9 protein-coding genes are annotated in these 14,404 nt (G+C 44.2%); 3 read left to right on the plus strand and 6 right to left on the minus strand.

Annotation, left to right across the window (positions count from 1 at the left end):
• Nucleotides 1-167: 167 nt before the first annotated feature.
• Nucleotides 168-2,321: a YccS family putative transporter gene (yccS, locus tag R7O03_RS21860; protein ID WP_005376573.1), complete on the minus strand. Its 2,154-nt coding sequence runs from the start codon at nt 2,319-2,321 to the stop codon at nt 168-170.
• A 324-nt stretch (nt 2,322-2,645) separates the two neighbouring features.
• On the opposite strand from yccS, the gene helD reads away from it, so the two are divergent.
• Nucleotides 2,646-4,715, plus strand: a complete 2,070-nt coding sequence (gene helD / locus R7O03_RS21865) for a DNA helicase IV (RefSeq protein WP_318132024.1) — start codon at nt 2,646-2,648, stop codon at nt 4,713-4,715.
• Between the two features lie 77 nt (nt 4,716-4,792).
• On the opposite strand, the gene R7O03_RS21870 is transcribed toward helD, so the two are convergent.
• Together R7O03_RS21870 and torT are read right to left on the minus strand one after the other, a co-directional pair.
• Entirely contained in the window at nt 4,793-5,248 is a 456-nt protein-coding gene (locus R7O03_RS21870; protein WP_005376571.1) for a methylglyoxal synthase, read from the minus strand.
• Nucleotides 5,249-5,312: 64 nt separating this feature from the next.
• Nucleotides 5,313-6,362 (minus strand): TMAO reductase system periplasmic protein TorT, encoded by a 1,050-nt coding sequence (gene torT / locus R7O03_RS21875; RefSeq protein ID WP_262602084.1) that lies wholly within the window; start codon nt 6,360-6,362, stop codon nt 5,313-5,315.
• A gap of 43 nt (nt 6,363-6,405) precedes the next feature.
• Here torT and torS point away from each other — a divergent pair, with 43 nt between their 5' ends.
• Nucleotides 6,406-9,369, plus strand: a complete 2,964-nt coding sequence (gene torS, locus R7O03_RS21880; RefSeq protein WP_318132025.1) for a TMAO reductase system sensor histidine kinase/response regulator TorS — start codon at nt 6,406-6,408, stop codon at nt 9,367-9,369.
• A gap of 50 nt (nt 9,370-9,419) precedes the next feature.
• On the opposite strand, the gene R7O03_RS21885 is transcribed toward torS, so the two are convergent.
• The 3 genes from R7O03_RS21885 to R7O03_RS21895 all read right to left on the minus strand — a co-directional run bounded on the left by R7O03_RS21885 (nt 9,420) and on the right by R7O03_RS21895 (nt 12,451).
• Nucleotides 9,420-9,611, minus strand: a complete 192-nt coding sequence (locus R7O03_RS21885; RefSeq protein ID WP_005376565.1) for a hypothetical protein — start codon at nt 9,609-9,611, stop codon at nt 9,420-9,422.
• Nucleotides 9,612-9,629: 18 nt separating this feature from the next.
• Entirely contained in the window at nt 9,630-11,984 is a 2,355-nt protein-coding gene (locus R7O03_RS21890; protein ID WP_065275237.1) for a fatty acid cis/trans isomerase, read from the minus strand.
• A gap of 80 nt (nt 11,985-12,064) precedes the next feature.
• Entirely contained in the window at nt 12,065-12,451 is a 387-nt protein-coding gene (locus R7O03_RS21895; RefSeq protein WP_017635365.1) for a winged helix-turn-helix domain-containing protein, read from the minus strand.
• A 306-nt stretch (nt 12,452-12,757) separates the two neighbouring features.
• Here R7O03_RS21895 and R7O03_RS21900 point away from each other — a divergent pair, with 306 nt between their 5' ends.
• Nucleotides 12,758-14,305, plus strand: a complete 1,548-nt coding sequence (locus tag R7O03_RS21900) for an arylsulfatase (RefSeq protein ID WP_005376560.1) — start codon at nt 12,758-12,760, stop codon at nt 14,303-14,305.
• The last annotated feature ends 99 nt before the right edge of the window (nt 14,306-14,404 follow it).

The raw sequence follows: 14,404 nt of genomic DNA on the forward strand, positions 1-14,404 counted from the left end.
AGAATTTGATCGATTGATTTTTGTCCGAATATTGTCAAGGTGTGTTAAGTGATACGTCAGATTTTTCCTAAGAAGGTACATAATTACCCACTTTGGGGTAGATGGAAGCGTAAAAAGAAAAAGGGAAGCGATATAGCGCTTCCCTCTTACATATGGTTTGAATGTTACTAACTTACCCTGACGGCAAACTTACTAGCAAGTGAATGAAGCTCTGGGAGCATGCGATAGATAAGATGAAGTTGCTGCAATACCATGCGGGCAGAGCTGTCGTCTTCATCGCGCCATTCGTTTAAGCGTTGTTCGAGTCCAGCATCATCAATATTAGATAGGTCACACTCCTCACAATGCTGGTGAAGCTGTTTATGAAGTACATCCAGATGCTGATGAATACAACGGTGAGCATCTAAAACGAGTTTATGAATTGACTCATCTTCGATGCGAGTTCTGTGCGCGCCTAATGCAGAAATATAGTTCAACATTGCGTGATTTAACGTTAGGAAGCGAAAACTTTCATCAACAGCTGCGCGATATTTGCCAGGCTCCGCCAGCATCGTACTAATCGCAGAAGAGAGTGAGGCATCATTATTGTGGGCCTGGCGGCGAGCGATACGGTAGCTCAAATTGTCTTTCTTGCCGATTCTATACTGACCAATGATCTGATCGAGATACTGCTTGTTCGCCTCTATCGCATCCGACATAACTTTGTGAAGCCTTCTCGACTGCCAGTCGGGCAAAATAACTAATACAGCTCCTACTGCAAGCACACACCCGATGAGGGTATCTGCTAGTCGAGGAAGGACAACTGCGTAACCTTCACCTAGTTGATTAAATAAGAAGAGGACGAGCAGTGTAATAAAACCAGTCGCGTACCCATAGTTGTTCATCCGGAAGGCGAAAAACATCACTCCAGAGATAACGATAAATACTAACTGGCTTTCTTGAGAAGGGAAAAAAGTCAGCAATGGTACACCAATCAACAAACCAGCTAATGTACCTATTACTCGCGCCGTCAATTTTTGGCGAGTGGCACTGTAGTTCGGTTGGCATACGAATAAAGTGGTTAAGAGTATCCAGTAACCTCGGTCGATGTTGAATATTTGAATGATTCCATAGCCAATCGTTAAGGCAATTGACATACGTAATGCATGCCGAAACAGCATCGAATCTTTGTGTAAATTTGCTGATATACGCTGCCACATCGCCTTTAGCGTGTGTGGGTTGGTATCGGCGAGGGTATCTTCTTCGAGGCCTTCAACATCTGGGTTGTTAATGTTATTAAGTTGTTTTTCTACCGTCGCTAAGTTATTGAATAAATATGTTAACTGCATCAGCAGACGTTTCCAGTGCCCTTGCTTTTGTTCTTCTAGATAAGCAAGAGAGTTTTGTACTTCAGCTAATGCCAGAATAGATTGATCGGTATGGGAGTATTCATTTCCTAGCTGAATGGCTAGTGCAATATCACGACACGCTTGGGCTTGAGACTCCAAAAGATATTTAAAACGAAACAGCACATCAGAACGTTCAAATTCGGTCGCTAAATCCTGATAGCGATAATGGCTAGAACTGACGCGTTCGTGAATGTCTTGAGCGATGAAATAAATATTTAAAAATCGGTCACTAGGCCCATCAATGTGACCCCGTTTCGATCGGTTAAGTAGTGTGGTTTTACAAGCGTTTAGTGCCGTAACCGTGGCAGCATTGCATTTTGCAGCTTCAATCCGCAGCGGTTGTGGCGTCAAGTTGGTCACAGGGTGAAAAAGCTTGGCTTTCGCATCAAGATAATTCGCCATTTGGAAGAACACATTGGCTAAGCTTTGTTGCACCGGTTGAAGAGGCCAAAATATCTGCCAAATCATGGACATGAAGTAATACCAGGCGGCACCAGTCAAAAGCAGTAGTGGCTGAAACCAAATGTTGGTGCTTTCATGTGCGCCAAGCATAGTATAAATAGCGATCAGCAACGAACCAAAAGCAATACTCGCGTACTTAGGACCTATCGCCCCAAGAATGATGAAGCCGAAGGTTGAGATAAATAATCCCAACGCAAAAGCCCATGGGGTATCGAACAAGATTTCAATTGAAAAAGCAGCAAGCGCAAAACAGAGAAAGGTGAGAATCAGAGCCTTGATGCGTCCAGTGAAACTGTCATCACTTTCAGCCAAAGCAGCAGCAATAACGCCTAATATTAATGGCGTTATCAGCGTGTTTTGCTCGAAGTACCAAGTTGGGATAACCACACCCAGTAAGGTAATAAGGATAAGAACGCTGTAATTTATCGTCTTGTTTGCCCAATATAGCCGAAATTTAGAAGTTGCTTGCACAATGCGCCTTATGTTTCCGATGAAGAACAGGGGGAATACTACCAGACCCACTATAGCGCGTTTATGATTTACTTTAAGAAAAATTCGTGGTTGCTGATAAAATCAACAGGGATGTCATCGACTTATATTAAAACTGCCAGGTCATGTATTGAGGATTGTAAAGCCAGCTTCAAATAACCTCAGCTTTAGGTTATTAAATCGACAGTAATGTGAATTTTATTAAAGAATAGAAGAAGAAGCTTACTTAGGTGCTCGCCGTTGCTACAATTTAGCGCCTTAAAATGATATAAATCGACAACTTCTAAACTAAAAGGCGCACGTTTCATGCAGCTTACTGCCACTAGCAAAGCACAGTTTTTTATTCAAAATGAGTACCATCACGTCGAAATAAAAGAGAACAGTGTTTTATTAAGCTCGATAGGCAGTGAAGAACATATTCCTTTTACGATCTGGAATGGCAAAGTTAGCGTAAAGCGTGGGTTATTATGGAGCTCTTTACAGTTTTTTGCTCATGAACACGAAGGCAAACAACAAAGCTGGCTAGTCCAAGGTTTACCGTGGCCACAATGCCGAAAGTTCGCGCTTGAGGCTGTTCGTCAGTATCAAGAATGGCACAACACTCAGTGCCGAAAACTGGCTGAGTATCTACCTAAGTGGGAAGAAGAGCTTTACAAACTAAAGCACTTGCCTGCTTACTTATCGCATTCTCAAGTGGTCTCCTGGGTTGAAAGTCTTAGCCAAGAGTTAAGCGAGATGAAAACCACCCTAGAAGAAGCCAAAATGCGAATGCCGAATCGTATGTCGCAAATAGAGCCTTGGCTCATTGATACCTCTGAGGCGCTTGGTGAGCGTAATCGCGATTGGCTAGAAGCAGAACGTCCAAATTGGGAAGTGCTGTTTAATCAAATTGAATCCTCTCCTTTGAATTTATCCCAGCAATATGCGGTATTACTCAACGACGACCACAACTTAGTTCTTGCTGGGGCCGGCTCGGGCAAAACCAGCGTTTTAACCGCACGAGTTGCCTATTTGTTGCAAAGCCATCAAGCTCAAGCAGAAGAGCTTCTCATGTTAGCGTTCGGTCGTGATGCGGCGACTGAAATGAAAGAACGCTTAGTAGATAAAGTGGGCATGGCGGCAGACGGTGTGCGCGTAAACACATTCCATCAGTTGGGTTTGTATATTCTTAAACAAGTCGAACAGCAACCTGTCGAAATTAGTCCTTTAGCGTTGGACGAAAATCAACGAACAGCATGGTGTGTAGACTGGTTGAAAAAACATTGGATGACACCCACCAACTTTAAACGTTGGCAAAAACATTTAGACAAATGGCCGATTGCGTACCTAAAAGGGGATGATGAGTTAGGAAGCCATTCAGAAAATCCAAAACTGATCGCTTGGCTAGATTCGCAGCTGTCTCATTTAGCGTCGGTAGGGTTGACCAAAAAGCAAGTACAAGAAAAGCTCGTAAACCACCAAGACTATACGCGTTTAAATAGTGAACTCGCCTTATGCTGGCCATGTTTTACAGCGTGGCAGAAAATGCTTAAAGAAAGCAACCAAGTGGATTTCCCAACCATGATCAGTCGTGCGACAGATTATGTGAATAAAGGGAAGTTTGTCTCGCCATGGCGCTTTATTATGGTCGATGAGTATCAAGATATCTCTCCAGATCGTCTGGCATTGATTGAAGCACTGTGTGAATCCACTCAGAAACAAGCAGGTGCCACGTTATTTGCTGTTGGCGACGATTGGCAAGCGATCTATCAGTTTGCAGGAGCGGATGTCGATCTTATCACTGGCTTTAAAGAACGCTTTGCTCACTCTACCGTTCATCACTTAGATACAACTTATCGTTTCAACAATCAGATTGGTGATGTAGCGAATACATTCGTGCAGCAAAACCCATCGCAGTTGCCGAAAACACTAAACAGCCACAAACAACGCAAGCAGAAGAGCGTACATACCGCGCCGAGCAATCAAGTGGAAAAGATCTTGGATCACTTGAATCAACAAGCCAAGCAAACCAAGTCAGTTTTATTGCTAGGACGTAACCATTATCATAAGCCCGATTTGTTCGACGATTGGTTGCGACGTTTCCCTAATCTCGATATTCGCTTTATGACTTGCCATGCGAGTAAAGGACGCGAAGCTGACTTTGTGATTATTCTTTCTGTGGATGAGGGGCAATTCCCCGCTAAGAAGAAGCAAATTCACATTGATGGTGCGTTGACGGAGTCCAAAGACAAATTCCCTTACGCAGAAGAGCGCAGGCTATTTTACGTGGCGATTACACGTGCGAAAGAGAAGGTTTGGATCACGCATACTGGCGCGGGATCTGCATTCGTTCAAGAGCTCGTTAATGGTGACTATCCCATCGTGACTTCCCGTTAAATGCAACGTTTAGAATGTTAAAAACAGCAAGGGCGATACTTGGTATCGCCCTTGCTTTATTTGGTTGGCATCAAAGCTTACATGCGCTCAGCAAGATAGGCTTCGTAATCCGGAACTTCGATGTCTACTTCTTGCTCAAGAAGAGGGGAGTTAAACAGGAACTTAGCGGTGGCTCGGTTCGTTGCTACAGGAATATTCCAAACACTAGCAATACGAAGAAGCGCTTTAACATCTGGGTCGTGAGGTACGGCATTCAGTGGATCCCAAAAGAAAACGAGAACGTCGATTTTGCCTTCTGAAATGAGAGCGCCTAGTTGTTGATCACCGCCCATCGGACCACTGATCATGCTCTTGATCGCAAGTCCAGTTTCTTTACTCAGCATGTGTCCTGTCGTGCCAGTTGCGTAAAGGAAGTGACTCTGTAGCTTTTCTTTGTTTTCTTTTACCCAGCGAAGTAGCTCAGGTTTGCAGTTGTCGTGAGCGACCAAAGCCACATGTTTATGGGTTGGCATGGTACGAATGGTTTTTTGCATCAAGATGTTTCCGTTTATATGATTTTAAAATTGTTGTGACTCAATAGAACACGTTTTTGGTCTTTCAATCAACAGCCTTAACACGGAATGTCGGCCTATATTCTGACGGAGATAACGATTCTTCGATCGTGTCGTCATGAAGCGTCTTCGGAGTCAGTGGTTTGATGGTTGGTGAGGCATGTTTGTCATAAGCTTCACCCCTTAAGTAATGCGTTGCTTGCATCACGGAAAGCCGACCTTGCTGCACCATTTTATCTGTTGGTGCGAAGAGCACCTTGTTACGTAACAGGCCTCGATATACACCATGACTTAAGTACACAGAAACTAAACCGATCTCCTCAGCTTTGCCGGCACTGCGCAGCTCACTGATGGCCGCTTCAATCGCCACTGCACTGCCAACAATGTAATCTATATTTCCCATATCGATCACACGTTGAACTAGGTTACGTTGTAACTCCTTGTCGTTGTCTGCCCAAAATGAGTCAACAATGTTGATATCACTTCCTTGTATCGCTTCATAAAATCCGGCAGTAACGGGTTTCGTACCACCACGAGTTCGCGGCCCCAAAAGTAAGGCAATGTTGGTTTTTCCTGACCCCTTTGGATGGCGAGCTGCCAAATATTGACCCGCTTCGTATCCCATCCAATGCCAGTCAACACCGACAGTCCCTTTTAGCAACTCACTTTGTTCTTCATCCAAGTCGAGTTGGTTCACAGTAGCAAAAACGGGAGTATTCCCCACCCAATTTTTAAGTGAATGCTCGTAAGCGTGTGGGTCCACGGTCCCAAGGATAACCGCATCTGCTCCCCATTGGTTACACAGTGCGAGTTGTTGTTCTTGACGGGTTTTGTTTGGGTAGCCGCCCGCTTCAAGGACTCGTAGCTCGACACCTTCTCTTTTCGCTTCGGACACCATTCCATAGTTTACTGACAACCAGTATGAATCCTTTAGGTGAGGGTATATTGCACATATTTTCTCTGCGGCAACCGCTGGCAAAGAAGCAACGAGGGTTAAAGTGGCTGCAGAATGTTTGAAAAATGTGCGAAATGCGTGTTGATTTTTAACCATGAAATGAAGTTCGTTGGCATAGATTAAGTAAACACTGCAAAATATAACGTAATATGTCGCTGAACACGAACATTAAGGTCATGAAAATATGCTGCTAGCAACTGCAAGCATCGGTCGTAAACTTTTGTTGTCTTTCATTGCGATGGCAATACTGGTCATGTTATCGGCACTTATTGGTGTGTCTGGATTTTCTTTGGTTGCCAAAACCGAAAGAAATGTCGTGGATTCTGCGATTCCCGCCATGATTGAGGCGAGGCAAGTATCTGAGTTGAGTACTCGTATTATTTCGTCTGTACAAATGTTGTCGAACGCAAGAAACGAGCAGGAAAGAAAGGAGTCAGGGCGAGTGCTGTTCGAACAGCTCGAGTCTTTACTCACTCACATCAAGGAGCTCGGGAGTGAGTCGTTCGATTCTCAATTGTTAGAAGCTTTAGAGAATAACGTCCAGAACGTTATCGACAATTTGGCAGAACTCGGTGTTTCGGTTGAAAAAAAGCTGTGGCTTGCAAAAGAGATAGATACTCGTGTTGAAGAAATGCGTCTGCTCAGTGAAGAGCTAGAACAACTAACTCGTACGCAAGTTCAGAATACGAGCACCATTGCTGTTGCTAACGTCACGCATATTTATGACTTATTGGAGTCGAATAAAAAATCGCAAGTTTATCAGGCGCTAGATGCACTGGTGGAGGTCGATCTTGATCTGACGGAACGATTGCATGAACTGCACTTGTTGGCCTTTAAAATGTTGAATCAAATTGAAGAGGCTCGGACATTAACGAATATTGAGCGAATTCAACAGGTTCAAAGTGATTTCGATAGCAACCTCAAAATCATGCAACGCCGTGTACTCGCTGTGGAAGATCCTACGCGCTCTAAGCAAATGAGCCAACTGCTCATAGAGCTTGGTAAGCGTCAGGTCGTATTTTCTATACTGATGCAGCAATACGAGAATAACGAACAGTCACAACAGCTGATGCAAAAGACATTAGAGTTGTTCTCAGAGCTTAATGGCACGGTCAACAAATTGGTTGATGATTCAAACAAAACCACTACCGTCGCTGTAGACCAATTGACCAGCACATTGAAATTCGCTCAATGGTCTCTAACCGTTATTTCAATTGTTGGTTTGATTGTATTGGTGCTGATTTTATGGCGTGTGGTGTACCTTTCTGTTGTGAAGCGGTTAGCGGAATATTCCGCTGCGTTACTGTCTGTGGCACAGGGTAACTTAGCGGTTGAGTTGGAAGTGAAAGGCAAAGATGAGTTGGCGCATATGGGGCAGGCCATCATCACGGCTCGTAATACCGCGCAAGCACTGAAAGTGGTAGCAGAGGGTGAAGCTCAAGCCAAGCGAGAGCTTGAGGAGCATAAAGAGCATTTAGAAGAGCTCGTTGAGCAGCGCACTTCGCAGTTAAAACAAGCAAACCGCCGTTTGAATGAAGAGGTTTTGAATCACGCTAAAGCTCGCAAGCAAGCAGAGCAAGCGAGCCGAGCAAAATCGGCTTTCTTGGCGACGATGAGCCATGAGATAAGAACGCCAATGAACGGAGTGTTGGGGACAGCACGCTTGCTGATTGACTCAGGCCTCAACCCAATTCAAAAGCGTTATGCGGAAATCATTAATCGTAGTGGTAAAACGTTGCTCGCGATCCTTAATGATGTACTGGATTACTCCAAGATTGAAGCGGGGCATTTAGAAATTCGTCACATGGGCTTTGATTTACACCAAATGGTGGAGGACACTTTCCAGTTAATGAACAGTCGAGCACAAGAGAAGAAGCTGCTGTTCTCCTACCATATTGAAAGTGATGTTAGTCGCTACTGGAAAGGGGATGTCACCAGAATCAGTCAGGTGCTGCACAATCTTGTTGGTAACGCGATTAAGTTCACTGACGAAGGAGAAATTGATATCTACGTTAGCCTGAACCCTGAGGACGAGTCGCAAGTCCTGTTTGAAGTATCAGACACTGGAATAGGAATTGCCAAAAAATACCAGAGAACGTTGTTTGATGCCTTCACGCAAGCTGAAGGTGGGATGAGCCAAACTGGAGGCACGGGGCTTGGACTTGCCATCAGTAAGCGAATCATTGAAGCGATGGGCGGTGTTTTAGAAGTCGATTCCGAAGAGGGAAATGGTAGCCGATTCTGGTTCTCTATTCCGTTAGAGGAAAGCGAACCTGTTGAAACAGGAACCGTGGCAACCGCACGTTGCAAAGTGAAAGCAAAGGTCTTGCTAGTAGAAGATAATGAAGTCAACCGAGTGGTCGCGGAAGGCTTTCTAGAAAGCATGGGGCATCAAGTCGTGATGGCGGAAAGCGGCTCACAAGCAGAGCAACTGATCAGCACACAGGATTTTGATATCGCTTTAGTCGACATCAACCTCCCTGATTGTGATGGAACTGAGTTGATCCAACGCTTAAAGCGGATTGAGTGTAATAAGCCGGCCAATAAAGCGCTTGCCGTCACGCCAATGATTGCAGTGTCTGCGCACGTTTTTGCGGAAGAAGTTGAGCGCTATCTAGCCGCTGGTTTTGACGGATACTTGCCTAAGCCATTGGCAAAAGAGGCACTCGCGGCATTGATTCAGGATGCGCTAGACGGAAAGCCGTTGTTGTTGCCACAAAATGCCGACTGTACCCCGTTTGATCAAATTTCGCCTCAAGAACAAGAGCTACAATTAAAGGTCGTTCAAGCACCTAAAACAAAGGAACCCGATGTGGTTATCATTAATCCGAGCGTGATTGAGTCCGATATGAAAATCTTGGGCAGAGATAAGATGTTGCACATTATTAATCTGTTTAGAGCCACCAGCACCGATGTATTAAGCAAGCTGCAAGCGTCTGCTGAGGACAATGATAGTAAAGAAGTAAAGAACCTTGCCCATAAATTAAAGGGCAGTGCAGGAAGTTTAGGACTAACTGCGCTAATGAACGCTTGCCAAGCAATTGAAGCCGCGCCTCAACCTCTAGATACCTATAATGCGACTAAAGATGATTTAGTTTCTCAAGTGTCTGCATCAATTCAAGCTCTGGATGAGTTAATGGCGAAGTAATCCATCGAGCATTGAAAATAAAAAAACCTCCGGCTTTCCGGAGGTTTTTTCTATTCGGTCATGTCATCTTCCCACTCGAATCGAGTGTCTAGGGCATAAGGGTCATCATCAAAAGGATGTTCCACTTTGCCACGTAAGTATTCGAGTTGATGCTCAAGCATATTGACCGTTTCGTAGTCTCCCTCAGAACAAGCAACGTAAATCTGTTGTTCAAGAGCGGCAATGTTATCTCGGATACCCATGAGAACCCCCTTAAATCATCATCGATTCTCAAAACGATTATAGTCAAGTAATCCAAATTCGATCGGTTGTTTTGTACGGTACCAATTGTGTAAACGATCGCTAAATGACCAGAATTTTTCTGAGCTTCTACGAATCGCAAAATTATCCAATAACTTAACGTAATCGGACTCGTTTTGGATGGCACTAAATTGATCGACAAAATCTTTTACTTGGTTTTCGTTGATCGAGAAAAATGCCGCAGGGTAGCTTCCCACAACGCCGCGTACAATGGTCATATCATCGTTAGCAAAGTCACGGTTACTTTCTTCATCAAACAAGCTAGAGATGTTTGTGTGTGCATTGTTGTGAAGTAAGGTGAACAGTTCATCTTCCCCTGATTGACTTCTCACCATAAGCATAGTGATTTGCGGAACGGTTTTTAGGCCTTCACCACGAACGTGGTCAATACGTTTTAGTTGCTTTTCACTACTCGCAGAAAGAGCTGTGTCTTGAATTTCGTAGCGAGGCAGAAGCACATCTGAAACATGTTCGCTCAACAACTCCACCAACTCCGTTTTTGGATCGTCACTCTTATACTGAACGCTGGTTGGTTGGTTAAACGGCTTCACATTTCGTTGTAAAAAGTCACTCAACTGCGGGCTTTGATCTTTATACCAGCTAGATTGCAGTTCATGGCGCATATCGGCGGGTAACAACGAGATAAAGTTACTTTCGCCTTCTAGACGCAAGAAGTCCATAAACATTCGTGTCATGAGCTGATGGCCGAAGTTACCGTAAACGTCAAACCCAGCAACAAGCAAATAGTGGATACGCTCTAGTAACGCGTAGTCAAGAATCCACACTGTTTTAGGCTGCTCACCAACTAACCCTTGAACAACAGAAGCACTATCAAAATGGCGGAATATCGTTAATGCCGCATTATGGTTGGTGCCATTACCGTCCCAAATTACATCGGTGGATAGGTTTTCACCTTCTTTAAACCAGTTATTAGTGAACTCAGATTTAGCCTCTAGGTAGCGAGCTTGCTGGCGCGCGTACTTGACCCAGTTGGTAACAGGTAGCGTGTTACTTTCTTGTTCTGCCGGTAGTTTTAGGTTATCAGCCTGAGATCGGTAAAACTCATTTACTTCTGGGATGTCTGCTTTATCTGGATCAAGGAAAAACACCCAAAAGCGATCATTGATAACATTCAATGCCAGTTGGCCACGACAAACTGGGCCTTTGATGTATGCCATTATTGTATTTTGTGCATTATCTAGCATGAACTTAAAGCGCGATTTCACTGGAAGGTCGATGAATGATGTCATCGGGTTTGCAGCAACTTCTGGTGCATAACTCGGGAGCTGGCTAACCGTGTAATCAGCATCAATAAACCAAGTTTTCCAGTTCTCTATGCGTTGCTTGTTTAACGCGAATGGCATGTGAGTTTTATCTACTATGGTCCCTTGCTCTGGAATAATTCGATAAAACACACGTTCAACCCCTGGATCATCGTACGGGCGACGCGTTGAAATACGTTTGACGGGCTGTCCTGGTGGTGTAGCAGAGCGGACGAGCGTGAAGAATCGGGGATCTTCATCGAGTTCTGAAAAGTAGATATGAGATAAAAACAAATGCTCATATATATACCTAGCCATCAGCTGATTTTTCAAATCAGAGTGGTTAAGTAATGTTTCGTACTTATCTATTTGCGCTTGCTCATTCTCACTAACAGGTTGGTGAACGTTCATTATTGCGCCGTTTTCCAACCAAGTCATGAGTGTGTGGTATTCACTGTTTGATAGATTTGGCATACCAAAAGGCATGCCCCAGGTTGGGTTATCCTTCTCGTATTGCTCGTATTCTTCAATCGTCGGACAGGTTTGCTCTCGGTCTATCGAAAAGTCAAAGCCTTCTAACTGGACTTGGTCAGGCAATGGGTGGCGCTCTTTTTGTTGTAGCAAACGTGCGATAAGGCCTGCATCAATGTTGGCTGCCATGCTTTGATCACGTTCGTTGAGAACCGGATGAAAACCCGCATCGCGCCACTCTTGGGTGGTTTCTGCATCTTCGAATAAGCGTGTTGGTGCTGCGGCTGTGAGTCTTGTTCCTTCATATACCAGTGCTTTACTCGCACCACGGTCAATGCCCTCAACAGAAGAGAGCTTAAGTTGACATGGTGCATCGTAGCACGCGTGGCAGACGACACAGCGGTTATCCATAATGGGTTTAACTTCGCTTTGGAAGAAGTTTGCTTGAGGGGTTTCCACGTCAACTGTGCGTTCACGCACGAGCTGTGGACCAAACAGTTGGTCATAGTTAAGACCAGCATAGGTTGCACAGCCGGCAAACAAAGTAGCAATGCAAAGTGTAAAAATTAAGCGCAAATTCATTGAGTTATTTTACGTGATTCGAATTTGCATTAATTAAAGCAAAATAAGCGGTCAATTACCAAAAGTTGGGCCAATTAGCGTTAATTTTTCTGTTGATTGTCTGAGCGCTTGAAAATGTAACCCTGGCGGTGGACTGTCTGAATTCTGTCTGTTGGAACGCCTTCGTGAACTAGACGCTTTCTCATTCTGCTCATGTGCATATCGAGTGCTCGATCATGTTCAGTAAATTCACGTTTTAGTACTGTTTCGTAAAGAAAATGCTTACTAAGTACTTGATCTTGATGGTGAGTGAGAGTTTGCAGCAGCTTAAATTGAATGCTTGTTAACTGAACAGATTTCTTGTTTGGCAAGTAATTGAGTACCACAGAGTGAGTGCGCTTATCTAGTAATAGCTCCTCATCATTATGGTGAACGCCGTTGTGTTGGCATTGGTAAGTTTTTCCATTTGAAACCTTGGAGTCAAGCACGCGGGCACCTTAATTATTAATGGTAGTAAAACGTATTATCATTAATATTTATATAAAAGCAATCAGGTACTTTATGGGCACTGTGATATGCGTAGACAATCTTAATATTTGAGATTAACAGTAGTGATGAATGGTGCGATGGCGCTCTGAACTAAAGTGCTATTGGAGTGCGTATTAGCTACAAATAACGGTGTAATGTTAGGCGAAGATAGAAAGAATTCTCATTTAGTAAATTCGCTTATCCGCTATTTGTGAACTATACATTCTGTTGCAGGAAGCACTTTTCTAATACACACAGAGGTTTATATGACAGCGAAATATGGCGTTAAACGCCGATTAGCGATTCTTGCCGCCGCTTTAATCGGTGCGACAAGTAGCAGTATCGCAGCAGAGAAACCAAATATTCTCGTCATTTGGGGTGATGATATTGGCCAGTCCAATCTCAGTGCTTACACGTTTGGCTTGATGGGGTACAAAACACCAAATATAGACAGTATCGCCAAAGAAGGCATGATGTTCACTGACTATTACGGTGAGCAATCTTGTACAGCGGGCCGTTCTACTTTCATTACGGGCCAAACCGTTCTTAGAACAGGTTTGAGTAAAGTGGGGCTTCCAGGTGCTGATCTTGGCTTGAAGGAAGAGGACGCAACCATTGCCGAAATGCTGAAGCCGATGGGCTATATGACAGGGCAATTTGGTAAAAACCACTTAGGTGATAAAGATGAGCACCTTCCTACTAATCACGGCTTCGATGAATTTTTTGGCAACCTTTATCACTTGAACGCCGAGGAGGAGCCAGAAAACGTCGATTATCCTAAAGATCCTGAGTTTCGTAAAAAGTTCGGTCCGCGCGGCGTTATCCGTTCGTACGCTGATGGCAAAATTGAGGATACAGGACCTCTAACTCGCAAGCGCATGGAAACCGTGGATGAAGAGACGTTAGATGCGGCACTCGACTTTATGGATCGTGCAGTCAAGGCTGAAAAACCTTTCTTTGTCTGGTGGAACGCAACTCGTATGCACTTCCGTACTCATGTGAAAGAAGAGAACTCTGGAAAAACAGGTATCAGCGAGTATGCAGATGGTATGGTCGAGCATGATAACCATGTAGGTCAGCTACTGAAAAAAGTGGATGATTTGGGTATTAAAGACAACACAATCGTCTTTTACTCCACCGATAATGGCCCACACATGAACTCGTGGCCAGATGCAGGTACAACGCCATTCCGTGGAGAGAAAAATACCAACTGGGAAGGTGCGTACCGAGTTCCTGCGATGGTACGTTGGCCGGGTAAAATTAAAGCTGGCTCTGTTTCGAATGATATCATGCATCACATGGACTGGATGCCAACGTTCGTTGCTGCCGCGGGTGATGACAATATCAAAGAGAAATTGCTCAAAGGTTATAGTGCGAATGGTAAGAAATTCAAAGTTCACCTAGACGGCTATAACTTCCTACCATATTTGACTGGTAAAGAGGATAAGGCCCCACGAGAAGAAATTTTTTACTTCTCAGATGATGGAGACTTAACTGCACTTCGCTATAACAAATGGAAGCTGGTCTTTATGGAGCAACGAGCAAAAGGCACGTTGCGTATTTGGGCTGAACCATTCACCACACTTCGTGTTCCTAAGATCTTCAACTTGCGTATGGATCCTTACGAAGTGGCTGATATCACTTCTAACACTTACTACGATTGGATGCTAGACCGTGCTTACATGCTTGTTCCTGCGCAAGCTTACGTAGGCAGATTCCTTGAAACGTTTAAAGAGTTCCCACCAAGGCAAAAAGCAGCAAGCTTCTCGCTCGATCAAGTGATGGAGAAACTAAAAGAGAACCCAAATAAGTAGGAAAAGCTAAGTGAAGTATCACTGACCCGTCCTGATATGGGTTGACACTTTTTAACTAAAACGCTCGATGTACTTCATCGGGCGTTTTGTATTTTAAAG

This window comes from Vibrio sp. Vb2960 (assembly GCF_033337665.1).
Lineage (GTDB): Bacteria > Pseudomonadota > Gammaproteobacteria > Enterobacterales > Vibrionaceae > Vibrio > Vibrio alginolyticus.

Bases quoted from the DNA above. Each gene is read 5' to 3' on its own strand.
- helD (WP_318132024.1), top strand. From the start codon at position 2,646: ATGCAGCTTACTGCCACTAGCAAAGCACAGTTTTTTATTCAAAATGAG.
- R7O03_RS21870 (WP_005376571.1), bottom strand. From the start codon at position 5,248: ATGCAAAAAACCATTCGTACCATGCCAACCCATAAACATGTGGCTTTG.
- torS (WP_318132025.1), top strand. From the start codon at position 6,406: ATGCTGCTAGCAACTGCAAGCATCGGTCGTAAACTTTTGTTGTCTTTC.
- R7O03_RS21885 (WP_005376565.1), bottom strand. From the start codon at position 9,611: ATGGGTATCCGAGATAACATTGCCGCTCTTGAACAACAGATTTACGTT.
- R7O03_RS21890 (WP_065275237.1), bottom strand. From the start codon at position 11,984: ATGAATTTGCGCTTAATTTTTACACTTTGCATTGCTACTTTGTTTGCC.
- R7O03_RS21900 (WP_005376560.1), top strand. From the start codon at position 12,758: ATGACAGCGAAATATGGCGTTAAACGCCGATTAGCGATTCTTGCCGCC.